The organism is Pseudomonas sp. OF001 (assembly GCF_904426495.1).
In the GTDB taxonomy this organism is placed as follows: Bacteria; Pseudomonadota; Gammaproteobacteria; order Pseudomonadales; family Pseudomonadaceae; genus Geopseudomonas.
Genome location: NZ_CAJGBM010000004.1, coordinates 32,092 through 57,629, shown reverse-complemented (window position 1 = coordinate 57,629; position 25,538 = coordinate 32,092). Strand labels below are relative to the sequence as shown.

Annotated in this window: 24 protein-coding genes; 15 read left to right on the top strand and 9 right to left on the bottom strand. The window is 67.7% G+C overall.

Features of this window, described 5'->3' with window-relative positions; translation table 11 throughout:
• Nucleotides 1–13: 13 nt before the first annotated feature.
• Genes RA210_RS03820 through RA210_RS03810 form a run of 3 tightly spaced genes read right to left on the bottom strand, consistent with a single transcriptional unit; the run spans nucleotide 14 to nucleotide 1,458 of the window.
• The gene (locus RA210_RS03820; RefSeq protein ID WP_136490014.1) at nucleotides 14–937 is read right to left on the bottom strand and encodes a catechol 2,3-dioxygenase; all 924 of its coding nucleotides are present in this window, start codon (nucleotides 935–937) and stop codon (nucleotides 14–16) included.
• A gap of 48 nt (nucleotides 938–985) precedes the next feature.
• Complete coding sequence (locus RA210_RS03815; protein ID WP_136490013.1) at nucleotides 986–1,303, bottom strand: 2Fe-2S iron-sulfur cluster-binding protein; 318 nt, start codon at nucleotides 1,301–1,303, stop codon at nucleotides 986–988.
• 8 nt (nucleotides 1,304–1,311) lie between these two features.
• Nucleotides 1,312–1,458 carry a hypothetical protein gene (locus RA210_RS03810; protein ID WP_168772516.1) on the bottom strand — a complete coding sequence of 49 codons (147 nt, stop codon included), beginning with the start codon at nucleotides 1,456–1,458 and terminating at the stop codon, nucleotides 1,312–1,314.
• Between the two features lie 435 nt (nucleotides 1,459–1,893).
• On the opposite strand from RA210_RS03810, the gene RA210_RS03805 reads away from it, so the two are divergent.
• On the top strand, nucleotides 1,894–3,597 hold the full coding sequence (locus RA210_RS03805; RefSeq protein ID WP_201485446.1) for a sigma-54-dependent Fis family transcriptional regulator: 1,704 nt from the start codon (nucleotides 1,894–1,896) through the stop codon (nucleotides 3,595–3,597).
• A gap of 28 nt (nucleotides 3,598–3,625) precedes the next feature.
• Here the strand turns inward: RA210_RS03805 and ald are convergent, their stop codons facing one another.
• Nucleotides 3,626–4,750 (bottom strand): alanine dehydrogenase, encoded by a 1,125-nt coding sequence (ald, locus tag RA210_RS03800; RefSeq protein ID WP_201485445.1) that lies wholly within the window; start codon nucleotides 4,748–4,750, stop codon nucleotides 3,626–3,628.
• Between the two features lie 137 nt (nucleotides 4,751–4,887).
• On the opposite strand from ald, the gene RA210_RS03795 reads away from it, so the two are divergent.
• From RA210_RS03795 to RA210_RS03780, 4 genes are all read left to right on the top strand, one after another.
• Nucleotides 4,888–5,772: a pseudouridine synthase gene (locus tag RA210_RS03795; RefSeq protein WP_136490009.1), complete on the top strand. Its 885-nt coding sequence runs from the start codon at nucleotides 4,888–4,890 to the stop codon at nucleotides 5,770–5,772.
• Nucleotides 5,773–5,783: 11 nt separating this feature from the next.
• Nucleotides 5,784–6,137 carry a cupin domain-containing protein gene (locus RA210_RS03790; RefSeq protein ID WP_136490008.1) on the top strand — a complete coding sequence of 118 codons (354 nt, stop codon included), beginning with the start codon at nucleotides 5,784–5,786 and terminating at the stop codon, nucleotides 6,135–6,137.
• Nucleotides 6,138–6,174: 37 nt separating this feature from the next.
• Complete coding sequence (locus RA210_RS03785) at nucleotides 6,175–7,041, top strand: Dyp-type peroxidase (RefSeq protein ID WP_136490007.1); 867 nt, start codon at nucleotides 6,175–6,177, stop codon at nucleotides 7,039–7,041.
• 117 nt (nucleotides 7,042–7,158) lie between these two features.
• Nucleotides 7,159–8,478 (top strand): hypothetical protein, encoded by a 1,320-nt coding sequence (locus RA210_RS03780; protein WP_136490006.1) that lies wholly within the window; start codon nucleotides 7,159–7,161, stop codon nucleotides 8,476–8,478.
• 513 nt (nucleotides 8,479–8,991) lie between these two features.
• On the opposite strand, the gene RA210_RS03775 is transcribed toward RA210_RS03780, so the two are convergent.
• The 5 genes from RA210_RS03775 to dnaA all read right to left on the bottom strand — a co-directional run bounded on the left by RA210_RS03775 (nucleotide 8,992) and on the right by dnaA (nucleotide 15,662).
• Nucleotides 8,992–9,249, bottom strand: a complete 258-nt coding sequence (locus RA210_RS03775; RefSeq protein ID WP_201485444.1) for a hypothetical protein — start codon at nucleotides 9,247–9,249, stop codon at nucleotides 8,992–8,994.
• Between the two features lie 160 nt (nucleotides 9,250–9,409).
• Nucleotides 9,410–11,830: a DNA topoisomerase (ATP-hydrolyzing) subunit B gene (gene gyrB, locus RA210_RS03770; RefSeq protein WP_136490004.1), complete on the bottom strand. Its 2,421-nt coding sequence runs from the start codon at nucleotides 11,828–11,830 to the stop codon at nucleotides 9,410–9,412.
• Nucleotides 11,827–12,927: a DNA replication/repair protein RecF gene (gene recF, locus RA210_RS03765; protein WP_136490003.1), complete on the bottom strand. Its 1,101-nt coding sequence runs from the start codon at nucleotides 12,925–12,927 to the stop codon at nucleotides 11,827–11,829. Before recF ends, gyrB begins: the two co-directional genes overlap by 4 nt.
• Nucleotides 12,928–13,079: 152 nt before the next feature.
• Nucleotides 13,080–14,183 (bottom strand): DNA polymerase III subunit beta, encoded by a 1,104-nt coding sequence (gene dnaN, locus RA210_RS03760; RefSeq protein WP_136490002.1) that lies wholly within the window; start codon nucleotides 14,181–14,183, stop codon nucleotides 13,080–13,082.
• Nucleotides 14,184–14,213: 30 nt separating this feature from the next.
• The gene (dnaA, locus tag RA210_RS03755) at nucleotides 14,214–15,662 is read right to left on the bottom strand and encodes a chromosomal replication initiator protein DnaA (protein ID WP_201485443.1); all 1,449 of its coding nucleotides are present in this window, start codon (nucleotides 15,660–15,662) and stop codon (nucleotides 14,214–14,216) included.
• 668 nt (nucleotides 15,663–16,330) lie between these two features.
• On the opposite strand from dnaA, the gene rpmH reads away from it, so the two are divergent.
• The 10 genes from rpmH (at nucleotide 16,331) to RA210_RS03705 (ending at nucleotide 25,536) form a co-directional block, all read left to right on the top strand.
• The gene (gene rpmH / locus RA210_RS03750) at nucleotides 16,331–16,468 is read left to right on the top strand and encodes a 50S ribosomal protein L34 (protein WP_090313513.1); all 138 of its coding nucleotides are present in this window, start codon (nucleotides 16,331–16,333) and stop codon (nucleotides 16,466–16,468) included.
• Nucleotides 16,469–16,481: 13 nt separating this feature from the next.
• Entirely contained in the window at nucleotides 16,482–16,886 is a 405-nt protein-coding gene (gene rnpA / locus RA210_RS03745) for a ribonuclease P protein component (RefSeq protein ID WP_136489685.1), read from the top strand.
• On the top strand, nucleotides 16,879–17,124 hold the full coding sequence (gene yidD, locus RA210_RS03740; protein ID WP_136489684.1) for a membrane protein insertion efficiency factor YidD: 246 nt from the start codon (nucleotides 16,879–16,881) through the stop codon (nucleotides 17,122–17,124). The genes rnpA and yidD overlap by 8 nt, the downstream gene beginning before the upstream one ends.
• Before the next feature lie 4 nt (nucleotides 17,125–17,128).
• Nucleotides 17,129–18,784 carry a membrane protein insertase YidC gene (yidC, locus tag RA210_RS03735; RefSeq protein WP_201485442.1) on the top strand — a complete coding sequence of 552 codons (1,656 nt, stop codon included), beginning with the start codon at nucleotides 17,129–17,131 and terminating at the stop codon, nucleotides 18,782–18,784.
• Between the two features lie 64 nt (nucleotides 18,785–18,848).
• Complete coding sequence (mnmE, locus tag RA210_RS03730; protein WP_201485441.1) at nucleotides 18,849–20,216, top strand: tRNA uridine-5-carboxymethylaminomethyl(34) synthesis GTPase MnmE; 1,368 nt, start codon at nucleotides 18,849–18,851, stop codon at nucleotides 20,214–20,216.
• A 548-nt stretch (nucleotides 20,217–20,764) separates the two neighbouring features.
• Complete coding sequence (gene mnmG / locus RA210_RS03725; protein ID WP_201485440.1) at nucleotides 20,765–22,657, top strand: tRNA uridine-5-carboxymethylaminomethyl(34) synthesis enzyme MnmG; 1,893 nt, start codon at nucleotides 20,765–20,767, stop codon at nucleotides 22,655–22,657.
• Entirely contained in the window at nucleotides 22,657–23,304 is a 648-nt protein-coding gene (rsmG, locus tag RA210_RS03720; RefSeq protein ID WP_201485439.1) for a 16S rRNA (guanine(527)-N(7))-methyltransferase RsmG, read from the top strand. The genes mnmG and rsmG overlap by 1 nt, the downstream gene beginning before the upstream one ends.
• Before the next feature lie 17 nt (nucleotides 23,305–23,321).
• Nucleotides 23,322–24,113, top strand: coding sequence for a ParA family protein (locus tag RA210_RS03715; protein WP_201485438.1), 792 nt, complete (start codon nucleotides 23,322–23,324; stop codon nucleotides 24,111–24,113).
• A 10-nt stretch (nucleotides 24,114–24,123) separates the two neighbouring features.
• Nucleotides 24,124–24,993: a ParB/RepB/Spo0J family partition protein gene (locus tag RA210_RS03710; RefSeq protein ID WP_201485437.1), complete on the top strand. Its 870-nt coding sequence runs from the start codon at nucleotides 24,124–24,126 to the stop codon at nucleotides 24,991–24,993.
• Between the two features lie 144 nt (nucleotides 24,994–25,137).
• Complete coding sequence (locus RA210_RS03705) at nucleotides 25,138–25,536, top strand: F0F1 ATP synthase subunit I (protein ID WP_201485436.1); 399 nt, start codon at nucleotides 25,138–25,140, stop codon at nucleotides 25,534–25,536.
• Nucleotides 25,537–25,538: the final 2 nt, after the last annotated feature.

The window sequence follows — 25,538 nt, the reverse complement described above, 5'->3', positions numbered from 1 at the left end:
TGGGCAGTGGCAATCAGGTCAGGACGGTGAGGAAGCGCTCGTTGAGCTCGCGGTCGTGGTAGAAGATCGCCTTGCCCAGTTCGGCGGCGGTCCAGGTCACCGGCGGATGGTCCGGGTAGTGGTAGTCGCCGCCGCAGAACACCTCGTTGCGGTTGCCGGACGGGTCGAAGAAATAGATGGTCTTGCCGTGGGTCAGGCCGTGGCGGGTCGGGCCGATGTCGATCGAGGTGTTGGTCATGCTGATCAGGTCGGCGGCGCGCAGCACGTCGTCCCAGGTCTCGAGGAAGAACGAGGCGTGGTGCAGCTTGCCCTGCTCGGTGTGCTGGATGAACGCCACGTCGTGGGCCTTCATGCCGACGGTGAGGAACTGGGCGATGCGGTTGCCGTGCGGGTCGACCACCTGCTCGGCCAGATCGAAGCCGAGCACCTCGGTGAACAGGCGCAGGGTTTCCGGCAGGTTGCCGCCGTACAGCAGGGCGTGGTCGAAGCGGGTCGCCTTCATGCCCTTGAGGCCGCGCGGCCAGGCTTCCGGGTTGATCTCGGACAGGCCCCACTTGCCGGTCTGCTCCTTGTCGGCGAACAGCTCGAAGCGGTGGCCGGTCGGCGCGCTGAAGCGCACGCGGCGGCCGCAGCCCTTCAGCTCGCCGGCCGGGATGCTCTCCACCAGGCAGCCGAAGGCCACCAGGTCCTCGGTCAGGCGGCCGAGGGTGGCATCGTCGAGCACCTTGAAGCCCATGAAGTCCATACCGGCCTCGTCGGCCTCGCGCAGCACCACCGAGAACTTGTCGACCTCGGTCCAGCCCTTGAGGTACACGCGGCCGCGCTCGTCGCGGTCGACCTCGATCAGGCCGAGCAGCTCGACGTAGTGTTCCAGGGCCTTGGCCATGTCCAGAACGCGCAGCTGGATGTGTCCCGGACGCATCACACCTTTTTTCATCTCGACACCTCTTGTCTTTGTTGTGGGGTCCAACGGTTTCGCCGGCCGCTAGCGCGCCGGCGTCGTCACGACAGGCTCGGCGGATGCCGGGCGCTGGATGGCCAGGTCGCTGCGCGGGAACAGCCGGCAGGCGAGCACCAGGCCCTGTTCACGGTCGATGGCGTTGACGTGGCGGCGGCTCATCCGTCCGCAGTCGAATTCGCCGCTGACCACCTGCACCTTGCACAGGCCGCAGCCGCCGCCGCGGCAGCCGACCGGGATGCAGCGCCGGGCATGACGCTCCATGGCCGCCAGCACGTTCTGCTCGCCATCGCAGGCGAAGCGCTGGCCGCTGGCAGTTTCGGTGATCTGGAAGGTCTGGCTCATGGCGCACCTCAGCCGCGCAGGCCGAGGGCTGCCCTGGCAGCCAGACGGAAACGGCGCAGCAGGCCGCCACGGGCAGGCGCGGGGGCAGGGCGCTCGGAAGGGAAGAAGATGCGGCGCTCGCGCTGTTCGGCGCGCGCACGGATGGCAGTGTTCATGACGACCGTACCTGTTGTTTTTGTCTGTGCGGCTGGCCTCGGCAACTTGGCTTGCCGGGCGAGAGGACAAGAGCAACGGCTGTGCCAAACCACCCGCAAGGGGCCGCCAACCAATCACAAGCCATTGATTTAAAAGGATTTTTATTTGATGTTCGGCACGCGGCGCAGCTGGAAAGGCTCGTCGCACGGCGGAAGGCAGGCATGGCGTGGCGATGAAATTGATGATTTGGTGAATTCCCGGACCCGCCAGCCGGCGCCAGGCGCCGCCGCACGCCGCCCCGGGCGCCCGGCACGGAGAAATTCAGCAAATGCTCAATTTCCGCATTCTTTGATCATCTGGTTGATTTTTTCCCGGCAAGCCGTTTCCATGCAGCAATAGGCCGCCCACGCGCGCCACGCCTCCCCGCCACAACAACAAGCAAGGGGCCCGCCCGAATGGCGATCAAGTACAAGCCGCAACTGCAGTACCCGGACATCCAGGACCTCAGCAGCCAGATCCGCTTCGTCAGCCAGGAAGGCAAGATCTGGCTGGGCGAGCAGCGCATGCTGCTGATGCCGCTGTCGGCGCTGGCCAACTTCCGCCGCGAGATGGTCGACCTGCTCGGCATCGAACGCGCCAAGGGCTTCTTCCTGCGCCTGGGCTACCAGTCCGGGCTCAAGGACGCCGAGCTGGCGCGCAAGCTGCGCCCCGACTCCAGCGAGCTGGACATCTTCCTCGCCGGCCCGCAGCTGCACATGCTCAAGGGCATGCTGCGCTCGCGACCGATCGAGGTGGACATCGACGTGGAGAAGGGCCGCTTCTACGCCGAGATCGACTGGCTGGACTCCTTCGAGGTGGAGATCTGCCAGACCGAGCTGGGCCTGATGGACCAGCCGGCCTGCTGGACCCTGCTCGGCTACGCCTGCAGCTACACCTCGGCATTCATGGGCCGCGAGATCATCTTCAAGGAAGTCAGCTGCCGCGGCCGCGGCGACGACAAGTGCCGGGTGATCGGCAAGACCGCCGAGGAGTGGGCCGACTCCGCCGAGTTCAAGGCCTACTTCAAGAACGACCCGGTGATCGAGGAGCTCTACGAGCTGCAGTCGCAGGTCGCCACCCTGCGCAGCCGCCTGCACAGCCACGACGGCCAGTACTACGGCGTCGGCCAGTCGCCGGCCTACCAGCGCATCTGCCAGACCATCGACAAGGCCGCGCGCGGCAAGGTATCGGTGCTGCTGCTCGGCGAGACCGGGGTGGGCAAGGAGGTGATCGCGCGCAGCGTGCACCTGCGCAGCGCGCGCGCCGAGCAGCCGTTCGTCGCGGTGAACTGCGCGGCCATCCCGCCGGACCTGATCGAGGCCGAGCTGTTCGGCGTGGAGAAGGGCGCCTACACCGGCGCCAGCCAGTCGCGCGCCGGGCGCTTCGAGCGCGCCCACGGCGGCACCATCTTCCTCGACGAGGTGATCGAGCTGACCCCGCGCGCCCAGGCCACCCTGCTGCGCGTGCTGCAGGAAGGCGAACTGGAGCGGGTCGGCGGCCAGCAGACGCGCAAGATCGACGTGCGGGTGATCGCCGCCACCAACGAGGATCTGGCCGAGGCGGTGCAGGCCGGACGCTTCCGCGCCGACCTGTACTACCGCCTCAACGTGTTCCCGGTGCAGATCCCGCCGCTGCGCGAGCGCCGCGAGGACCTGCCGCTGCTCGCCGAGCACTTCCTCAAGAAGTTCCACGAGCAGTACGCCAAGAAGACCCTCGGCTTCTCCGACCGGGCGCTGGAGGCCTGCCAGCACTACGCCTGGCCGGGCAACATCCGCGAGCTGGAGAACGTCATCGAGCGCGGGGTGATCCTCACCGACAGCAACGAGAGCATCAGCGTCGAGGCGCTGTTCCCCGGCCTGGCGCTGGCGGGACAGCGCGGCGGCGTGCGCCTGTCGCGCGCCGGCGAACTGACCGCCGGCGGCGCCGAGACGGCGCGGCACTGGGTCGAGCAGATCCTCGACGCCGGCATCGGCCTCGACGAGGTCGAGGCCATCCTGATGCGCGAGGCGATGCGCCGCGGCCAGCACAAGGTGTCGCGCGCCGCGCGCCTGCTCGGCATGACCCGCCCGGCGCTGGCCTACCGGCTGAAGAAGGTCGAGGGCGGCCTGCCCGACGAGTGACGCCCGTCGCCCTGTTCCACGTGGAACATCAGAGCAGGCGCAGCAGCGCCTCCTCGGTCGGCACCAGGGGCAGCTGGTGGCTGGCCGCCACGCCGGGGTTGGTCAGCACGCCGGCAGCGACGTTGAGGCCGCGGCGCAGGTGCTCGTCCTCCTCCAGCGCGCGGCGCGTGCCCTTGTCGGCCAGGGCGACGACGAAGGGCAGGGTGGCGTTGTTCAGCGCCAGGGTCGCGGTGCGCGCCACGCCGCCGGGCATGTTGGTCACGCAGTAGTGCACCACGCCGTCGACCACGTAGGTCGGATGGGCATGGGAGGTCGGCCGCGAGGTCTCGGCGCAGCCGCCCTGGTCGATGGCCACGTCGACCAGCACCGCGCCGGCCTTCATCTGCCGCACCATGCCGGCGCTGATCAGCTTGGGCGCCGCCGCGCCGGGGATCAGCACGCTGCCGATCACCAGGTCGGCCGCCTGCACCAGTTCGGACACCGCCGCGCGGGTCGAGTAGCGGGTGGCGATGCGATTGCCGTACAGGGCGTCGAGGCGGCGCAGGGTGTCCATGTTCTTGTCGAGGATGGTGACGTCGGCGCCCAGGCCGATGGCCATGGCGGCGGCCTGGCTGCCGACCACGCCGCCGCCGAGGATCACCACCTTGCCCGCCGGCACGCCGGGCACTCCGCCGAGCAGCACGCCGCGCCCCCCCTTGGCCTTCTCCAGGCAGCTGGCGCCGACCTGGATGGCCATGCGCCCGGCCACCTCGGACATCGGCGCCAGCAGCGGCAGGCGGCCCTGGGCATCGGTGACCGTCTCGTAGGCGATGCAGGTGGCGCCGCTGGCCAGCAGTTCGTCGGTCTGCGGCCGGTCGGCGGCCAGGTGCAGGTAGGTGAACAGGGTGTGCTGGCGGCCCAGGCGGGCGCGTTCGGAAGCCAGCGGCTCCTTGACCTTGACGATCAGCTCGGCCTCGGCGAACACCTGCTCGGCGTCGGCGGCGATGTGCGCGCCGGCCTTCTCGTAGTCGGCGTCGCTGAAGCCGATCGCCGCACCGGCCTGGGTCTCCACCCACAGCTGGTGGCCGAGGGCGCGCAGCTCGGCCACCGATTGCGGGGTCAGGCCGACCCGATACTCGTGGTTCTTGATCTCCCTGGGTACCCCGATGCGCATGGCAGTTCTCCCTGCTGCTCTTGTGGTAGCTCTCAGCGTAGCAGCCGGGACTGTCCGTCGGCGGGCGACGCCGGGGGTTTTGACGAGGCGCTGCGGCTGCGGCCTAATGGCAAGCCAGCCGCCCACCGGGAACCGTCATGTCCGAGCCGTCCACTGCCCAGCGCCCCAGCACCCTGCACCTGCCGCCGGGCGACTGGACCACGGTGCTCGACTGCCTGTGCGCGCGCTTCCCGGCCATCGACCGCGCCAGCTGGCAGTCGCGCATGCAGCGCGGCAAGGTGCTGGACGGCGAGGGGCGCATGCTGGAGCCCGAGCACCCGTACCGCGAAGGCCTGCGCGTGCACTACTTCCGCGAGGTGGAACGGGAGACGCCGATCCCCTTCGTCGAGGACATCCTCCACCACGACGAGCACCTGCTGGTGGTCGACAAGCCGCACTTCCTGCCGGTGATCCCTTCCGGCGGCTACGTCGAGCAGACCCTGCTGGCGCGCCTGACCCGCCGCCTGGGCAATCCGCAGCTGGTGCCGCTGCACCGCATCGACCGCCACACCGCCGGGCTGCTGCTGTTCTCCACCAATCCGGCCAGCCGCGACCGCTACCACGCGCTGTTCCGCGAGCGGCAGATCGACAAGCGCTACGAGGCCATCGCCCCGGCGCTGCCCGACCTCGAGTTCCCGTACCGCCACGAGAGCCGGCTGGTGCGCGGCGAGCCGTTCTTCCGCATGCGCGAGGCGCCCGGCGTGCCGAACAGCGAGACGCGGATGGAAGTGCTGGAGCGCCATGGCGAGCTGTGGCGCTACGCGCTGTTCCCGGTCACCGGCCGCCAGCACCAGCTGCGCGTGCACCTGGCCGCGCTCGGCGCGCCGATCTGCAACGACCCGTTCTACCCGGTGGCGCAGCCGGCCGACGCGCCCGACGACTACGACCGGCCGCTCAAGCTGCTGGCCCGCAGCCTGCGCTTCCGCGACCCGCTGAGCGGCGCCGAGCGCGAATTCGCCAGCCGCCTGCGCCTCGCCTGGTGAGGAGCGACGCCATGCCCGCCAACCTGTTCCAGCCGCTGCCCGATGCCCGCGCAAACGAGTGCTTCGACGACCTGCTCAGGCGTCCCGGCTGCCGCGTCGAGCGCATCGTCTCCCACGGCCAGGCCAGCCCGCCGGGCTTCTGGTACGACCAGGCCTGGGACGAGTGGGTACTGCTGCTCGCCGGCCACGCCGTGCTGCGCCTGGCCTCGCAGGCCGAGCCGGTCGAACTGCGGCCCGGCGACCACCTGCTGATCCCCGCCGGCGAGCGCCACCGCGTCGAGGCCACCGCCGCCGACCGGCCGACCGTGTGGCTGGCGGTACACTGCGGCGAGGCGCCCGGCGACGGAGCAAGCGCGCCGCCGTGAGGTTAAGATGGCGTCTTTCCGCCTACAGGAGTTGCCCATGACGCCTTGCCAGCCCGGCATCCTCGCCAGCCCCATCCCGGCGCAGGCCTGCCACCTGTTCTTCGCCCTCGAATCCACCGAGGCCCTGCCGGCCGCCCTCGACCGCCTGAGCCAGCTGGCCGACGGCGAGGCCGTCGTGGTCGGCTGCGGCGCCGCGCTGGTGCGCGCTCTCGGTAGTCGCATCGACGGCCTGCACAGCTTCCCGGTGCTCGACGGCGCTGCCGTGGACATCCCCTCGACCCAGCACGCGCTGTGGTGCTGGCTGCGCGGCGACGACCGCGGCGAACTGCTGCACCGCCGGCGCGAACTGGTCGCCACCCTGGAGCCGGCGCTGCGCCTGGTGCAGAGCAGCGATGCCTTCCGCTACCGCGACGGTCACGACCTGACCGGCTACGAGGACGGCACCGAGAACCCGCTGGGCGAGGAGGCCGTCGCCGCCGCCATCGCCGCCGACGGCAGCAGCTTCGCCGCCATCCAGCACTGGGTCCACGACCTCGACCACTTCCAGCGCCTGCCGCAGGCCGAACAGGACGACATCATCGGCCGCCGGCAGAGCGACAACGAGGAACTGGAGGACGCCCCGGCGTCCGCCCACGTCAAGCGCACCGCCCAGGAGAGTTTCGCACCGGAAGCCTTCGTGGTGCGCCGCTCGATGCCGTTCAGCGACGGCGAGCAGGCCGGCCTGGTGTTCCTCGCCTTCGGCCACTCCTTCGCCGCCTTCGAGGCCCAGCTCAGACGCATGGCCGGCCTCGAGGACGGCATCGTCGACGCGCTGTTCCGCTTCAGCCGGCCGACCACCGGCGGCTACTACTGGTGCCCGCCGCTGTGCGACGGGCGCCTGGATCTGCGCGCCGTGCGGGGCTGAGCACGCGCCTCATCCCGCTGCGGCCGGGATGGGGTTGCCGACCGACGACGCTTGCCGGGCAAAACCTGCCGCCGCGGTCGAGACTGATGACTGTCTCCCTTCCGCCAGGTACCGCCCATGCGCCGACCAGCTCGCCGCCCCATCTCATCGCCCTGGCAGAAGCTCGTCAGCACGGGGCTGATCCTCGCCCTGCTCGGGCAGTCCGCCTGCAGCCTGACGCCGACCGTGCCCGATACCCGCTACCAGACCAGCCTCGGGCGGATCGCGGTGGTGGCCGCCCCCCGGCCCCCGGAGGTCCGGCTGGAAGGACTGGTGCGCGGCAAGGCCACGGGCGCGGCCAGCGGCGCCGGCAGCAGCTTCCTCAACTGCCTGGGCGAACTCGGCCACTCCGGCTGCAGTGGCGACATCTGCGGAGCGGTGCTGATCATCGGCCTCGGCCTGTGCGGCGTCGCAGGCGTGGTCGGCGGCGTGGTCGGCGCAGTGCAGGCCCCGCGCGCCAGCAGTGTCCGGCACGCCGAGAGCAGCCTGCTCGCCGCCGTGCAGGCCGGCGAAATCCAGGAGACCCTGCGGCGCAAGGTGGAGGAGCTGGCGGTGAGCGAGGGGCGGGCACTGGCCGGTCCGGCCCCGGAGCAGACCCGCCTGGCGACGCAGCGGGGCGACTACCGCGCCCTGGCCGCCGCCGGAATCGACCAGGTGCTGGAGGTCGGCCTGAGCGAGGTCAGCGCTGCCAGCGGCGGCGGCAAGGGTGCCCTGCAACTGCTGATGCAGGCCCGGGTACGCCTGATCCGCAGCAGCGACAATCGCGAACTGAGCCATGCCGACTATCTGTTCCAGGGCGAGCGACGCCTGCCCGCGGAGTGGACGAGGAACAACGCTGCGCCGCTGATGCAGGCCCTGCAGAGCGGCTATGCCGCCCTCGGCGCGCACATCCACGACAGCGTCTTCCTGCTCTACCCGTTTCCCGATCGCGGCATGCACGGCAGCGGCTGGCTGTCCTCGGTGTTCGGCCTCGCCCCGCTCGAGCCGCGCAACCGTGGCCAACTGACCGGTGACAGCTTCCTCGACCGCCAGCTGGTCTGGACACCCGTCGCCTCGACGCGCCCGACCCTGCGCTGGCAGGCCTTCCCGCGTCCCAGCGACATCGCGGCCGCTCCGGCGGAGATGGCACGGGTCGACAACGTGCGCTACGACCTGGTGATCGCCGAGGCACGCCAGCTCGCTCCGGGAAGCATCGTCTATCGCGGCGAGAGCCTGCCCCGGGCGAGCCACACCCTGATCAGCCCGCTGGCGAGCAAGCGCCACTATTTCTGGAGCGTGCGCGCCCGCTTCACCCTCGACGGCCGCGAGCGGGTCACCGAATGGGGCTCGACCCACTTCATGGCCACCGGTCGCCTGACCACGCCCTCGGCGTGGTCGTACCGGTTCAGAACCCCATAGGCCTGTGGATGGCTGTCGATGCCGCGCCGGGTGCGGCCCAGATCCCCGGGAGGCTGGCTGCGCCGGCGACGGCAGGACCAGGCACCAGCTGGCTTTTTCCAGGCAACAAAAAACCCGCCGAAGCGGGTTCTTTCCTGACCATCCGACATCCTGTCGGTCGCCTCCTGGCGCTGGTCCATCATCCGTGATTCCGGGCGCATCCTTTCGCTCGGTGGATGCCTGTAGCTTAGAGATCGCTCCTGAGGCGCGACAGCAACAAAAACCGCCAGTGCGTGTAAGCCATTTGCTATATCGATATGCAGACCGCCTGTGGATTGTCTCGCTGCATACACGGCCAGCTTCGATCAGGCCGCCCAGCGATGTCTGACAGAACTTATCCACAGCCACTTTGGTTTCCTCCAGCGACCATCACAGATCCGGAACCGCCAGCGCGGCTCTCGATGAACTCACGCCGTGCTCCCACGCCATTGTCCATCGGTTTGCTGACCGCTGTGGATAACCTCTGCCTCGGCTTCAGCGACGCAACAGCCGATCGGCCGACGCAATGATCCTGCGTACTTGGCCCACCGTCTGCGCCGCCAGCGCCATTGCGATATGCGGGCGCAACTGTCCCTCGAGAATCTGTGAGTTGTAGACCCTGAGCGCAAGCACCACGCTGGCCCGCAGCGAAATATCCACAGCCCGGCTGTCCGGCAGGCTCAGCCCGGCTGCATCGACCAGTACGCTGGCGACACTGCCGCCCGACCGCCAGGCGTTGTTCATGTTGTCCATAGGTAGCTTTTTCTCCAAGGGTTACCCTCTTTTTCGGCACCGTTCGGTCGATACTTGAGGCAATTCGCCGCTCGGCAAAACAAAACCCCGGCAGACGCAAGTCTGCCGGGGTTTTGTCTGTCTCATCTGTGGATAACCGGATTATCCACAGATTTGCCGATCACACATCCAGATTCGACACCGCCAGCGCGTTGCTCTCGATGAAGTCGCGGCGCGGTTCCACGGCGTCGCCCATCAGGGTGTTGAAGATCTGGTCAGCGGCGATGGCGTCCTCGATGGTCACCTTGAGCATGCGGCGCACCGTCGGGTCCATGGTGGTTTCCCACAGCTGCTCGGGGTTCATCTCGCCGAGACCCTTGTAGCGCTGGATGCTGTGGCGCTTGGTGCTTTCGGTCATCAGCCAGTCGAGCGCTTCCTTGAAGGTCGCCACCGGCTTCTTGCGCTCGCCGCGCTGCACATAGGCGCCTTCCTCGAGCAGGCTGTTGAGCTGCGCGCCGAGGTCGGTGACGGTGCGGTAGTCGTTGCTGGCGAAGAAGTCGCGGTTGAAGGTGACGTAGCTGGACAGGCCGTGGGCGACGGTCTGCACCTCGGGCAGCCACAGGTGGCGCTCGCGGTCCTCGCGCAGGCTGACCTGGTAGCTCTGCCCGGACTTTTCCACAGCCTTGAGGCGCTCGCCGAGCTGTTCGATCCAAGCCTGCATGGCGACCTGGTCGGCGAGCTGCTCGACGCCGACCCGTGGCAGGTAGACGAAGTGCTCGGTGATCTCCTGTGGATAAAGTCGCGACAGGCGGGCGAGGGTCTTCATCACCGTGCGGTATTCGCCGACCAGCTTCTCCAGCGCAGCGCCGGACAGGCCCGGGGCGCTGTCGTTGACGTGCAGGCTGGCGTCCTCGAGGGCCGACTGGGTCATGTATTCCTCCATGGCCTCGTCGTCCTTGATGTACTGCTCCTGCTTGCCCTTCTTGACCTTGTACAGCGGCGGCTGGGCGATGTAGACGTAGCCGCGCTCGATCAGCTCGGGCAGCTGGCGGAAGAAGAAGGTCAGCAGCAGGGTGCGGATGTGCGAACCGTCGACATCGGCATCGGTCATGATGATGATGTTGTGGTAGCGCAGCTTGTCGATGTTGTACTCCTCGCGGCCGATCCCGCAGCCCAGTGCGGTGATCAGGGTGCCGACCTCCTGGGAGGAGAGCATCTTGTCGAAGCGCGCCTTCTCGACGTTGAGGATCTTGCCCTTGAGCGGCAGGATCGCCTGGGTCTTGCGGTTGCGACCCTGCTTGGCCGAGCCGCCGGCCGAATCACCCTCGACGATGTACAGTTCGGACAGCGCCGGGTCCTTCTCCTGGCAGTCGGCCAGCTTGCCGGGCAGGCCGGCGATGTCCAGCGCGCCCTTGCGGCGGGTCATCTCGCGGGCCTTGCGCGCGGCCTCGCGGGCGCGCGCGGCGTCGAGCATCTTGCCGACCACCGCCTTGGCCTCGTTGGGGTTTTCCAGCAGGTAGTCGCCGAAGTACTTGCCCATCTCCTGCTCGACCGCGGTCTTCACCTCGGAGGAGACCAGCTTGTCCTTGGTCTGCGAGCTGAACTTGGGATCCGGCACCTTGACCGAGATGATCGCGGTGAGGCCCTCGCGGGCGTCGTCGCCGGTGGTGGCCACCTTGAACTTCTTGGCCAGGCCCTCGGCCTCGATGTAGTTGTTCAGATGGCGGGTCAGCGCCGAGCGGAAGCCGGCCAGGTGGGTGCCGCCGTCACGCTGCGGGATGTTGTTGGTGAAGCAGAGGATGTTCTCGTTGAAGCTGTCGTTCCACTGCAGCGCCACCTCGACGCCGACGCCGTCTTCCTCGCGCTGCACGTTGAAGTGGAACACCTGGTTGACCGCGGTCTTGTGGTTGTTCAGATAGTCAACGAAGGCCTTGAGGCCGCCCTCGTACTTGAACAGCTCCTCCTTGCCGCTGCGCTCGTCCTTGAGGACGATGCCCACCCCGGAGTTGAGGAACGACAGTTCGCGCAGGCGCTTGGCGAGGATGTCCCAGCTGAAGTGGATGTTGCGGAAGGTCTCGGCCGACGGCTTGAAGTGGATCTGCGTACCGGAGCCCTCGGTGTCGCCGACCGGCGCCAGCGGCGCCTGCGGCACGCCGTGCACGTAGGTCTGCTCCCAGACCTTGCCGCTGCGACGGATGGTCAGCACCAACTGCTCGGACAGCGCGTTGACCACCGACACGCCGACGCCATGCAGGCCGCCGGAGACCTTGTAGCTGTTGTCGTCGAACTTACCGCCGGCGTGCAGCACGGTCATGATGACCTCGGCGGCGGAGACGCCTTCTTCCTTGTGGATATCCACCGGAATGCCGCGGCCGTTGTCGCGCACGGTGATCGATTCGTCGGTGTGGATGGTGATGCTGATCTCGTCGCAATGACCGGCCAGCGCCTCGTCGATGGAGTTGTCCACCACCTCGAAGACCATGTGGTGCAGCCCGGTGCCATCGTCGGTGTCGCCGATGTACATGCCGGGGCGCTTGCGTACGGCGTCCAGACCTTTCAGCACCTTGATGCTGGAGGAGTCGTACGTGTTGTTCTCGCTCATGCCTTCACTCCCGAGGATTCAATACGGCCATGCTCCACGTGGAACATGGCGACCGGCGTGTCCGTGCGCCAGCCGTCTTTGAGGGTTTCGCCGTCGACGCCGGTGACGAACACCTGGCAGTCGAGGTCTTCCAGCAAGCGGCACAGCGCGTGACGATGCTGTTCGTCGAGTTCCGAGGGCAGGTCGTCCACCAGGTAGACGCACTGCCCGTGTTTGGCCTGGTTGACCAGGTGCCCCTGGGCGATGCGCAGGGCGCAGACCACCAGCTTCTGCTGGCCGCGCGAGAGGATGTCGGCGGCGTTGTGGCTGCCGATGCGCAGGCGCAGGTCGGCGCGCTGCGGTCCGGCCTGGGTGTGGCCGAGCTGCTGATCGCGCAGCAGAGCGGCGGCGAGCACCTCGGCGAGGTCGCGTTCGCGGTCCCAGCCGCGGTAGTAGCTGAGGGTCAGCTCCGGCAGTTCCACCAGCTGCGCCAGGGTGCGCTCGAACACCGGCTTGAGCGCCTGGATGTAGGCGCGCCGGTAGGCGTCGATGGCCTCGCTGGCCAGTGTCAGTTCGCGGTCCCAGGCGGCCTGCGCAGCGGCGTCGATTCTACCATGGCGCAACCACGAGTTCCGCTGCCGCAGGGCCGCCTGCAGGCGCTGCCAGGCGTCGAGGAACCGCGGTTCCACGTGGAACACCCCCCAGTCGAGGAACTGCCGGCGCACCTTGGGCGCGCCCTCGAGCAGGCGGAAGCTGTCCGGGTTGATCAGCTGCAGCGGCAGCAGTTCGGCCAGTTGCGCGGCGCTGCGCGCGTTCTGCCCGTCGATGCGGATCTGGCTGTCGCCGCTGCGCTGGCGGGCGATGCCCAGGCTGGCCGGGCGGCCGTCGGCCAGGCGCACCTCGCCGAACACCAGGGCCTGCTCGGCGCCGTGCTGGATCACCGGGGTCAGCCGGCTGCTGCGGAACGAGCGGGCCAGGCCGAGCAGGTGGATGGCCTCCAGCACGCTGGTCTTGCCGCTGCCGTTGTCGCCGTGCAGCAGGTTGATGCGCGGCGAGGGCGCGAGCTGCACCGCCTGCAGGTTGCGCAGGCCGCTGACGTTCAGGCGGACCAGGGACATGGCTGGTGCCCGCCGATGTGGATAAGGGTACTCAACGGCTTGTACACAATGTTATCCACAGGGTGTTCCACGTACAGTACGCATGAATCGTGGCGGGGCAGACCCTGTGGCAGGTACATGCACATCTTGTCCACAGGATCCGCCCAAGCAGATCACAGGCGCATCGGCATCACGACGTAGGCCGAATCGTCGTTGCCGGCTTCCTGCAGCAGGGCGCTGCTGTTGGCGTCGGCCAGGGTGATGCGCACCTGGTCGGTGGTCATCACGCCGAGCACGTCGAGCAGGTAGCTGACGTTGAAGCCGACTTCCAGGGCGTCGCCGAAGTAGTCGACCTGCACCTCTTCCTCGGCCTCCTCCTGCTCGGGGTTGTTGGCCTGGATCTTCAGCAGGCCGCTGGCCAGCAGCAGGCGGATGCCGCGGTACTTCTCGTTGGAGAGGATCGCGGTGCGGCTGAACGCCTCGCGCAGCGCCTGGCGGTCGCCGACGACCAGCTTGTCGCCATTGCGCGGCAAAACGCGCTGATAATCGGGGAACTTGCCGTCGACCAGCTTGGAGGTGAAGGTGAAATCGCCGGTGGTGGCGCGGATGTGGTGCTGGCCGAGGACGATGCTGACCGGCTCGTCCGGCTCGGTGAGCAGGCGCGCCAGCTCGAGGATGCCCTTGCGCGGCACGATGACCTGGTGCTTGTCCGGCGCCTCGAGGCCGGCGTCCAGCGCGCACAGCGCCAGGCGGTGGCCGTCGGTGGCCACGGCGCTGAGGCGGCCGGCGTTGACCTCCAGCAGCATGCCGTTGAGGTAGTAGCGTACGTCCTGCTGGGCCATGGCGAAGCTGGTGCGCTCGATCAGCCGGCGCAGCTTGCTCTGCGCCACGGCGAAGGTCAGCGAACCCTGGCTTTCCTCCACCGAGGGGAAGTCGTTGGCCGGCAGGGTGGACAGGCTGAAGCGGCTGCGCCCGGCCTTGATCAGCAGCTTCTGCTCGTCGACGCGGATGTCGATCAGCGCATCGGACGGCAGGCTCTTGCAGATGTCCATCAGCTTGCGCGCCGGCACGGTGATCTCGCCGGCCTCGGCCGGTTCTTCCAGGGCCACGCGGCCGACCAGCTCGACCTCGAGGTCGGTGCCGGTCAAAGACAGCTGCTGGCCCTGCACCACCAGCAGCACGTTGGACAGCACCGGCAGGGTCTGCCGGCGTTCGACGACCCCGGCGACCAGTTGCAGCGGCTTGAGCAGGGCTTCGCGTTGAATGGTGAAATGCATCTTCAGTCTCGGCTTGCGGGGGCGCGCCCGTCAGGTGGTCAGGGTGCGCAGCAGGTTCTTGTAGTCTTCGCGGATATCGGCGTCTTCCTCGCGAAGTTCGGCGATCTTGCGGCAGGCGTGCAGCACGGTGGTGTGGTCGCGGCCGCCGAAGGCGTCGCCGATCTCCGGCAGGCTGTGGTTGGTCAGCTCCTTGGACAGCGCCATGGCCACCTGGCGCGGGCGCGCCACCGAGCGCGAGCGGCGCTTGGACAGCAGGTCGGCGATCTTGATCTTGTAGTACTCGGCCACCGTGCGCTGGATGTTGTCGATGCTGACCAGCTTGTCCTGCAGGGCGAGCAGATCCTTCAGCGACTCGCGCACCAGCTCGATGCTGATGTCGCTGCCGGTGAAGTGGGCATGGGCGATCACCCGCTTCAGCGAGCCTTCCAGCTCGCGCACGTTGGAGCGGATGCGCTGGGCGATGAAGAACGCCGCGTCGTGGGGCAGCTCGACCTTGGCCTGTTCGGCCTTCTTCATCAGGATCGCCACCCGGGTCTCCAGCTCCGGCGGCTCGACCGCCACGGTCAGGCCCCAGCCGAAGCGCGACTTCAGCCGCTCCTCCAGGCCCTCGATCTCCTTCGGGTAGCGGTCGCTGGTGAGGATCACCTGCTGGCCGCCCTCGAGCAGGGCGTTGAAGGTGTGGAAGAACTCCTCCTGGGAGCGCTCCTTGCGGGCGAAGAACTGGATGTCGTCGATCAGCAGGGCGTCCACCGAGCGGTAGAAGCGCTTGAAATCGTTGATCGCGTTGAGCTGCAGGGCCTTGACCATGTCGGCGACGAAGCGCTCGGAATGCAGGTAGACCACCTTGGCGTTGGGGTTCTTCTTCAGCAGGTGGTTGCCCACCGCGTGCATCAGGTGGGTCTTGCCCAGGCCGACGCCGCCATAGAGGAACAGCGGGTTGTAGCCGTGCTTGGGGTTGTCGGCCACCTGCCAGGCGGCGGCGCGCGCCAGCTGGTTGGACTTGCCCTCGACGAAGTTCTCGAAGGTGAAGTTGCGGTTCAGGTAGCTGGTGTGCTTGAGGCCGCCCTCGACCTGCACGCTGCGCTCGGTGCGCACCGCCGGCGCGCTGGGCGCCTCGGCCACGGCCTCGACCAGCGCCGGTGCGGCGATCTCCGCCGCGGCCGGCACGAAGGCCGGCGCGGGGGCGGGGGCGGGCGTCGCCACCGGAGCGGGCGCCGGGCGCGGCGGCGCGGGGCGCTTGCTGCCGATCAGCAGCGACAGCGCCGGCACCTGGCCGTCGCTGCGCTCGTTCATCAGTTCCAGCAGGCGGCCGATGTACTTCTCGTTGACCCAGTCGAGCACGAAGCGGTTGGGCGCGTACACGCGCAGCTCGTCGCCATGCATTTCGACCTGCAGCGGACGGATCCAGGTGTTGAACAGCTGGGAAGGCAGCTCGTCGCGCAGGACTTCCACGCACTGCTGCCACAGTTCCACGGACACTCGGTTTCCCTCGCTCGGTAAAGCGTCTTGATAGACAGGCAAAGGACACATTGTAGCGGCGAGGCGCCGAGTTATCCACATGCCTGGCGCTCTGCGGCAGGCGAACGACCGAGCTGCGCACGTTTTTTCACCGCCCGTCGCCAGGGACCTCCATCCCCATGTGGATAACCGCACGGCAAACCCATCGAGAACCTCCGGGAAAAGTCGGTTGGCAACTCGCCTGTGGACAAGATGCCCATCCATCCCCAGCTTTCCCCAAGCTGCCGCACACGCGCCGCACTTCTTCTCGACAGGCTTCAGTTTTCGTCCAAGCCTTGTGGATAATGGTCTCTGGCTACTTATCCACAGAAATGGGCTTGTATATACATCATTACCAGAACGATCTTTTAAACACTTTCTTGTCTGTGTTGATTATCGGCAGGGGAAAACCGTGCGCCATCGCTGATCGAATGCGGACAGGGACGAGGTCCGTCCGACCGGGCAGGCGAGAACGAGACGTCAACCGTCGAGGCAGGACTGAGCGGAAGTAAGAGCGACGACGAGGGCTGTGGATGACTGCCATCGAGCGCTGGTTGGAAATTGACCTGTGCCGAGGCTTTCTCTAGAATCCCCGGTCTCTTTAACTGGGGCTCCCTGTCGGCGCCCTGCGATTACCAGGTAACTGACCCATGAAACGTACTTTTCAGCCCAGCAATCTGAAGCGCGCCCGTACCCACGGTTTCCGTGCGCGTATGGCCACCAAGAACGGTCGTGCAGTCCTGTCGCGTCGCCGCGCCAAGGGCCGCAAGCGTCTGACCACCGTCTGATTGCCCGGAACGGGTGGTGAGTCGGAGTTTCGGCCGGGACAAGCGACTGCTGACGTCCCGACAGTTCGCGGCAGTCTTCGACTCCCCCACCGGCAAGGCTCCCGGCAAGTCTGTACTGCTCCTGGCCCGTGACAACGGGCTCGATCATCCGCGCCTCGGCCTGGTGATCGGCAAGAAGAGCGTCAAGCTTGCCGTCGAGCGCAATCGCCTGAAGCGCATCATGCGCGATTCCTTCCGTCTGCATCAGGAGATGCTCGGCGGTCTGGACATCGTGGTGGTCGCGCGCAAGGGCCTCGGCGATCTGGACAACCCCGAGCTGCACCAGCAGTTCGCCAAGCTCTGGAAACGCCTGGCGCGCAACCGGCAAAGCCCGCAAGCCCGCCCCGAACAGCCGCCGACCGACGGATCCCATGCGTAAACTGGCCCTCGCCCTGATCCAGTTCTATCGCTATGCCATCAGTCCGCTGATGGCCAGCCGCTGTCGCTTCTATCCCAGCTGTTCCTGTTATGCCCACGAAGCCATCAGCACGCATGGCCTCGCTCGCGGTGGCTGGCTGACCCTGCGTCGGCTGTCCCGCTGCCACCCCTGGCATGCCGGTGGTTACGACCCGGTGCCACAGTCCCGCACGTCCCGACCCTCATCGATGGCCGAATAAAACCATGGACATTCAACGCTCGATACTGATCGTCGCTCTGGCAATCGTGTCTTACATCATGGTCCTCAAGTGGAACGAGGACTACGGTCAGCCGCAGCTGCCAGCCGTGGCCGCCGCTCCGGCGCAGACCGCCGTCGGCGTACCGACTGCCGCCACCCAGGCCGACGTGCCGGTAGCCGGCGAGCAGGGCAATGCTCCGGCGAACGTTGCCGCGGCAGCGAGCACGCCGCTGATCCAGGTGCAGACCGACGTGCTCAAGCTGGCCATCGACCCACAGGGCGGCGACGTGGTGCAGCTGGCCCTGCCGCAGTATCCGCGCAGCCTGCAGAATCGCGACGTGCCCTTCGCCCTGTTCGACAACGGCACCGAGCGCACCTACGTCGCGCAGAGCGGCCTGACCGGCGCCAACGGTCCGGACGCCCGCACCAGCGGCCGCCCGCTGTACAGCAGCGAGAAGAACGCCTACCAACTGGTCGACGGCCAGGACGAGCTGGTGGTCGAGCTGAAATTCAGCGAGGCCGGCGTCAACTACGTCAAGCGCTTCGCCTTCAAGCGCGGCCAGTACGACTTCACCGTCAGCCACCGCATCGACAACCAGAGCGGCGCGCCGTGGAGCGGCAACCTGTTCGCCCAGCTCAAGCGCGACGCCAGCGCCGACCCGTCGGCGACCAGCGGCGCCAGCATGGCCACCTACCTCGGCGCTGCCCTGTGGACCCAGGACGAGCCGTACAAGAAGGTCGCCATGAAGGACATGGACGACAAGAACCTGCGCGAGACCGTGCAGGGCGGCTGGGTCGCCTGGCTGCAGCACTACTTCGTCACCGCCTGGGTGCCGAGCAAGGACGACAGCAACGTGGTGGCCACCCGCAAGGACGGCCAGGGCAACTACATCATCGGTTTCACCGGCCCGGCGCTCAACGTGCCGGCCGGCGCCAGCGCCGAGACCAGCGCCACCCTGTACGCCGGTCCGAAGATCCAGGACAAGCTGGAGGAACTGTCGCCGGGACTGGAGCTGACCGTTGACTACGGCTTCCTGTGGTTCATCGCCCAGCCGATCTTCTGGCTGCTGCAACATATCCACAGCCTGCTGGGCAACTGGGGCTGGTCGATCATCGTCCTCACCGTGCTGATCAAGCTGGCGTTCTTCCCGCTGTCGGCGGCCAGCTACAGGTCCATGGCGCGCATGCGCGCGGTGGCCCCGAAGCTGCAGGCGCTCAAGGAACAGTTCGGCGACGATCGCCAGAAGATGTCCCAGGCGATGATGGAGCTGTACAAGAAGGAGAAGATCAATCCGCTGGGCGGCTGCCTGCCGATCCTGGTGCAGATGCCGGTGTTCCTCGCCCTCTACTGGACCCTGCTGGAAAGCGTCGAGATGCGCCAGGCGCCGTGGCTGGGCTGGATCGTCGACCTGTCGATCAAGGATCCGTTCTTCATCCTGCCGATCATCATGGGCATCAGCATGTTCGTGCAGACCAGCCTGAACCCGACCCCGCCGGATCCCATGCAGGCCAAGGTGATGAAGCTGATGCCGATCATCTTCACCTTCTTCTTCCTGTGGTTCCCGGCCGGCCTGGTGCTGTACTGGGTGGTCAACAACGTCCTGTCCATCGCCCAGCAGTGGTACATTACCCGGCAGATCGAGCGGGCCGCCAAGGCCTGAATCAGCCGCTGACAGCAGACGCCCCCTCGTGGGGCGTCTTGCTTTCCACCATCCGGAGGCCGCCATGCAACCCGTCCGTGACACCATCGCCGCCGTCGCCACCGCCCAGGGCCGGGGCGGCGTGGGCATCGTCCGCGTATCCGGGCCGCGCGCCCGACCGATCGCCATCAGCCTGAGCGGCCGCGAGCCCGAACCGCGGCATGCCTACTACTGCGAGTTCTTCGGAGATGACGGCGAGGTGATCGACCAGGGCCTGCTGCTGTACTTCCGCGGCCCCAACTCGTTCACCGGCGAGGACGTCCTCGAGCTGCAGGGCCACGGCGGCCCGGTGGTGCTCGACATGCTGCTGCGCCGCTGCCTGGAGCTGGGCGCGCGGCTGGCGCGCCCCGGCGAGTTCAGCGAGCGCGCCTTCCTCAACGACAAGCTCGACCTGGCCCAGGCCGAGGCCATCGCCGACCTGATCGAGGCCAGCAGCGAGCAGGCCGCGCGCAACGCCGTGCGCTCGCTGCAGGGCGAGTTCTCGCGCCGCGTGCAGCATCTGGCCGACAAGCTGATCGAGCTGCGCATGTACGTCGAGGCGGCCATCGACTTCCCCGAGGAGGAGATCGACTTCCTCGCCGACGGCCACGTGCTCGGCCAGCTCGACGGCGTGCGCGCCGAGCTCTTGGCGGTGCAGCGCGAGGCGGGGCAGGGCGCGCTGCTGCGCGACGGCATGACCGTGGTGATCGCCGGGCGGCCCAATGCCGGCAAGTCCAGTCTGCTCAACGCCCTGGCCGGGCGCGAGGCGGCCATCGTCACCGACATCGCCGGCACCACCCGCGACGTGCTGCGCGAACATATCCACATCGACGGCATGCCGCTGCACGTGGTCGACACCGCCGGCCTGCGCGACACCGAGGACCAGGTCGAGCGCATCGGCGTCGAGCGCGCCCTCAAGGCCATCGGCGAGGCCGACCGCGTGCTGCTGGTGGTCGACGCCACCGCCCCGGAGGCGGCCGATCCGTTCGCCCTGTGGCCGGAATTCCTCGAGCAGCGCCCCGATCCGGCGCGGGTCACCCTGATCCGCAACAAGGCCGACCTGTCCGGCGAGGCCATCCGCCTGGAAAGCTGCGCCGACGGCCACGTGACGATCAGCCTGTCGGCGCGCAGCGGCGCCGGGCTCGAGCTGCTGCGCGAGCACCTGAAGACCTGCATGGGCTACGAGCAGACCACCGAGAGCAGCTTCAGCGCCCGCCGCCGCCACCTCGACGCCCTGCGCCAGGCCGGCGCCTGCCTCGAGCATGGCCGCCAGCAGCTGACCCTGCTCGGCGCCGGCGAGCTGCTCGCCGAGGACCTGCGCATGGCCCACCAGGCGCTCGGCGAGATCACCGGCGCCTTCACCCCCGACGACCTGCTCGGGCGGATCTTCTCCAGCTTCTGCATCGGCAAGTAGCCCCTCTCCCGGCCTGCTGACCCGGGGGTCGGCTGGCCGTCACTCCCTGCGTTCCTGCGCCAGGACCGGTTTTTCCGCCGGCCCTGCGCTGTCCCGTGTCCGCTCGTCGGGTCACGTGCTCAGACAGGACCTTGTCCACACAAGAATCCGTGCGGATAAGCCCTGTGGACAACCCCAATCCAGCTCTTTCGATAAGATCGTCGAACCCATGTGGATAACTGCCCCTGTGGATAACCGACTTGTCCACACACAGCCCCAGGCGGGTTATGCAGAGACCTCCCGATGACCTGTGTACAATCTTATTCAGTGAACAAGTCATTGAAATACAAGGACTAAACGGATCTATCCACAGATTTTGTGCACACCTATAACAAGCTCTAAAACAGTCTTTCTAAAAATCCGTTCTCTCTATTTTTTGTTGATCACCCGGCTCGGTCCGGCCCACACCGGCTGGCTACTTTTTGTCCACACTGCTTCATTCACCCCGGAGAAGCCTCTATACTGCGCGGCTTCCCGAATTCCCTTCCCGAACAGGCACGAGGTGCGTGGTGGATTTCCCTTCCCGTTTTGATGTGATCGTCATCGGTGGCGGCCATGCCGGTACCGAGGCGGCACTGGCCGCAGCACGCATGGGGGTCAAGACCCTGCTGCTCTCCCACAACGTGGAAACCCTCGGCCACATGAGCTGCAACCCGGCCATCGGCGGCATCGGCAAGAGCCACCTGGTCAAGGAGATCGACGCCCTCGGCGGTGCCATGGCCGAGGCCACCGACGTGGCCGGCATCCAGTTCCGCATCCTCAACAGCCGCAAGGGCCCGGCGGTGCGCGCCACCCGCGCGCAGGCCGACCGTGCGCTGTACAAGGCCGAGATCCGCCGCATCCTGGAAAACCAGCCGAACCTGTGGATATTCCAGCAGTCCGCCGACGACCTGATCGTCGAGGGCGAGCAGGTGCGCGGGGTGGTCACCCAGATGGGCCTGAAATTCCATGCCGACAACGTGGTACTGACCGCCGGCACCTTCCTCGGCGGACTTATCCACATCGGCCTGGAGAACTATTCGGGCGGGCGCGCCGGCGACCCGCCATCGCTGGCCCTGGCGCGCCGCCTGCGCGAGCTGCCGCTGCGCGTCGGCCGGCTGAAGACCGGCACGCCGCCGCGCCTCGACGGCCGCTCCATCGATTTCGCGGCGATGACCGAGCAGCCCGGCGACACCCCGACCCCGGTGATGTCGTTCCTCGGCTCGCGCGAGCAGCATCCGCGCCAGGTCAGTTGCTGGATCACCCATACCAACGCGCGCACCCACGAGATCATCGCCGGCAACCTCGACCGCTCGCCGATGTACTCGGGGATCATCGAGGGCATCGGCCCGCGCTACTGCCCGTCGATCGAGGACAAGATCCACCGCTTCGCCGACAAGGACAGCCATCAGGTGTTCCTCGAGCCGGAAGGGTTGTCCACCCACGAGATCTATCCCAACGGCATCTCCACCTCGCTGCCGTTCGACGTGCAGCTGCAGATCGTCCGCTCGATCCGCGGACTGGAGAATGCCCACATCGTGCGGCCCGGCTACGCCATCGAGTACGACTTCTTCGATCCGCGCGATCTGAAGTACTCGCTGGAGACCAAGGTGATCGGCGGCCTGTTCTTCGCCGGGCAGATCAACGGCACCACCGGCTACGAGGAGGCCGGCGCCCAGGGTCTGCTCGCCGGCGCCAACGCCGCGCTGCGCGCCCAGGGCCGCGAGGCCTGGTGCCCGCGCCGCGACGAGGCGTACATCGGCGTGCTGGTCGACGACCTGATCACCCTCGGCACCCAGGAGCCGTACCGCATGTTCACCTCGCGCGCCGAGTACCGGCTGATCCTGCGCGAGGACAACGCCGACCTGCGCCTGACCGAGAAGGGCCGCGAGCTGGGCCTGGTCGACGAGCGGCGCTGGGCGGTGTTCTGCGCCAAGCGCGAGGGCATCGAGCGCGAGGAGCAGCGTCTGAAGAGCACCTGGGTGCGTCCGGGCACCGCCCAGGGCGATGCTATCGCCGCGCGCTTCGGCACCCCGCTGAGCCACGAGTACAACCTGCACAACCTGCTGGCGCGCCCGGAGATCGACTACGCGGCGCTGACCGAGATCACCGGCGAGGCTGTGGATAACCCGCAGGTCGCCGAGCAGGTGGAGATCCGCATCAAGTACGCCGGCTACATCGACCGCCAGCAGGAAGAGATCGAGCGCCTGCGGGCCAGCGAGAACACCGCGCTGCCCGACGACCTCGACTACGCCGCCATCGGCGGGCTGTCCAAGGAAATCCAGGGCAAGCTGAGCACCGCCCGCCCGCAGACCCTCGGCCAGGCCTCGCGCATCCCCGGTGTCACCCCGGCGGCGGTGTCGCTGCTGCTGATCCACCTGAAGAAGCGCGGCGCCGGCCGCCAGCTGGAGCAGAACGTCTGATGTCCGCCGTCACTGCCGCCCACGCCGCCGAACTGCTCCGCGGCGCCGCCGAACTCGGCGTCGAGCTCACCGCCAGCCAGCAGGAACAGCTGCTGGCCTACCTGGCCCTGCTGATCAAGTGGAACCAGGCCTACAACCTGACCGCGGTGCGCAACCCGGACGAGATGGTCTCGCGCCACCTGCTCGACAGCCTGAGCATCGTGCCGTTCGTGCGCGAAGCTGGGGATAACTGGCTGGACGTCGGCAGCGGCGGCGGCATGCCTGGCATCCCGCTGGCCATCCTGTTCCCCGAACGGCGCTTCACCACCCTGGACTCCAACGGCAAGAAGACCCGCTTCCAGACCCAGGTGAAACTCGAGCTGAGGCTGGCCAACCTGGAAGTTGTCCACAGCCGTGTGGAAAACTTCCGCCCGGTGCAACCCTTCGCCGGCATCGTCTCGCGGGCGTTCAGCTCGCTGGCCGACTTCGCCCACTGGACCCGCCACCTGGGCGACGCCGACACCCGCTGGCTGGCGATGAAGGGCCAGTACCCGCACGAGGAACTCGCCGCGCTGCCGGCGGATTTCCGCGTCGAAGCCGAACAGGTGCTGCAGGTGCCCGGTTGCCAGGGCCAGCGCCATCTGCTGATACTGCGCCGCTGCGCCTGAGGAGAGAGATGCCGAGCATGGCCAAAGTATTCGCGATCGCCAACCAGAAGGGCGGGGTGGGCAAGACCACCAGCTGCGTCAACCTCGCCGCCTCGCTGGCGACGCTGCAGCGCCGCGTGCTGCTGATCGACCTCGATCCGCAGGGCAACGCCACCAGCGGCAGCGGTGTGGACAAGCTCGCCCTCGAGCATTCGGTGTACGACGTGCTGGTCGGCAACTGCGACCTCGCCGCGGCCATGCAGGCCTCCGAGCACGGCCGCTACCAGCTGCTGCCGGCCAACCGCGACCTCACTGCCGCCGAGGTCGGCCTGCTCGAGCTGCCGAACAAGGAACAGCGCCTGCGCCAGGCGCTGGGGCCGATCCGCGACAGCTACGACTTCATCCTGATCGACTGCCCGCCGGCGCTGTCGATGCTGACCGTCAACGCGCTGGTCGCCGCCGACGGGGTGATCATCCCCATGCAGTGCGAGTACTACGCGCTGGAAGGCCTCTCCGACCTGGTCAACAGCATCCAGCGCATCGGTTCGCTGCTCAATCCGAACCTGAAGATCGAGGGCATCCTGCGCACCATGTACGACGCTCGTGTCGGCCTGACCAACGACGTCACCGCGCAGCTGCGCCAGCACTTCGGCGACACCCTCTACGAGACCACCATTCCGCGCAACGTGCGCCTGGCCGAGGCGCCCAGCCACGGCATGCCGGCGCTGGTCTACGACAAGGCCTCGCGCGGCGCCAAGGCCTACCTGGAACTGGCGAAGGAAGTGCTCGTCCGCCAGCGCCGCGGCCAGCGCGCCACCACCATCGCTTGAGGAATTGCACATGGCTGTGAAGAAACGCGGTCTGGGCCGCGGTCTGGATGCCCTGCTCGGCGGCGCCACCGTCACCGCCCTGCAGGAGCAGGCGGCCAAGCTGCCGCGCGAGGAGCTGCAGCACCTGCCGCTGGACCTGCTGCAGCGCGGCAAGTACCAGCCGCGTCGCGACATGGATCCGCAGGCGCTCGAGGAGCTGGCCCAGTCGATCCGCCGACAGGGCCTGATGCAGCCGGTGGTGGTGCGGCCGCTCGACGGCGAGCGCTACGAGATCATCGCCGGCGAGCGGCGCTGGCGCGCCAGCCAGCTGGCCGGCCTGGAGCGCATCCCGGCGCTGGTGCGCGAGGTCAGCGACGAGGCGGCGATCGCCATGGCGCTGATCGAGAACATCCAGCGCGAGGACCTCAACCCGATCGAGGAGGCCATGGCCCTGCAGCGCCTGCAGCAGGAGTTCCAGCTCACCCAGCAGCAGGTCGCCGAGGCGGTCGGCAAGTCGCGGGTCACCATCGCCAACCTGCTGCGCCTGATCGCCCTGCCGGAGGAGGTGAAGACCCTGCTCGCCCACGGCGATCTGGAGATGGGCCATGCCCGCGCCCTGCTCGGTCTGCCGGCGTCCCGTCAGGCGGAAGGAGCGCGGCACGTTGTCGCACGTGGCCTGACCGTGCGGCAGACCGAGGCCCTGGTGCGCCAGTGGCTGAGCGGCAAGGCGGAGGTGGAGCCGGCCAAGGCCGATCCGGACATCGCCCGCCTCGAACAGCGCCTTGCCGAGCGGCTCGGCGCGGTGGTGCAGATCCGTCACGGCGACAAGGGCAAGGGCCAGCTGGTGATCCGCTACGGCTCGCTGGACGAGCTGCAGGGCGTGCTGGCGCATATCCGCTGAAAGTAGCAGTGCGTAGCGAATGGTCTTAATTCACTACCCGGCAGTTGAACGGGGCAGATTCCCCCCCTATACTCCCGGCGCAATTTTTGCCGGCACAGGGTCTGCAGTGCAGACAGTCCAGCAACACGGAAGCGGGGCCATGCGGTGAACTTTCGCAACAAAACCCCCCTGCACCGCCTCGCGGTGTTTCCGCTGCTGCTGACCCAGCTGGCGGTGGCCCTGGTGGCTGCCGCGGTGGGAGGACTGTGGAAGGGACCGGTCGCCGGATACTCCACGCTGCTTGGCGGCATGATCGCGTTTCTGCCGAACCTGTACTTCACGTACAAGGCCTTCCGCTACTTCGGAGCGCGTTCGGTGAAGGCCATCGTCCAGTCCTTCTGGTCGGGCGAGATGGGCAAACTGTTTCTGACGGCAGCGTTGTTTGCGCTGGTGTTTGCAGGAGTGGAGCGGTTGAACGTGGCGGCGCTGTTTGCCGGCTACGCTCTGGTGCTGGGCACCTCCGCGTGTGCGCTCCTGCTGGTGAAGGGCTTTCCGAAGCATTAGAG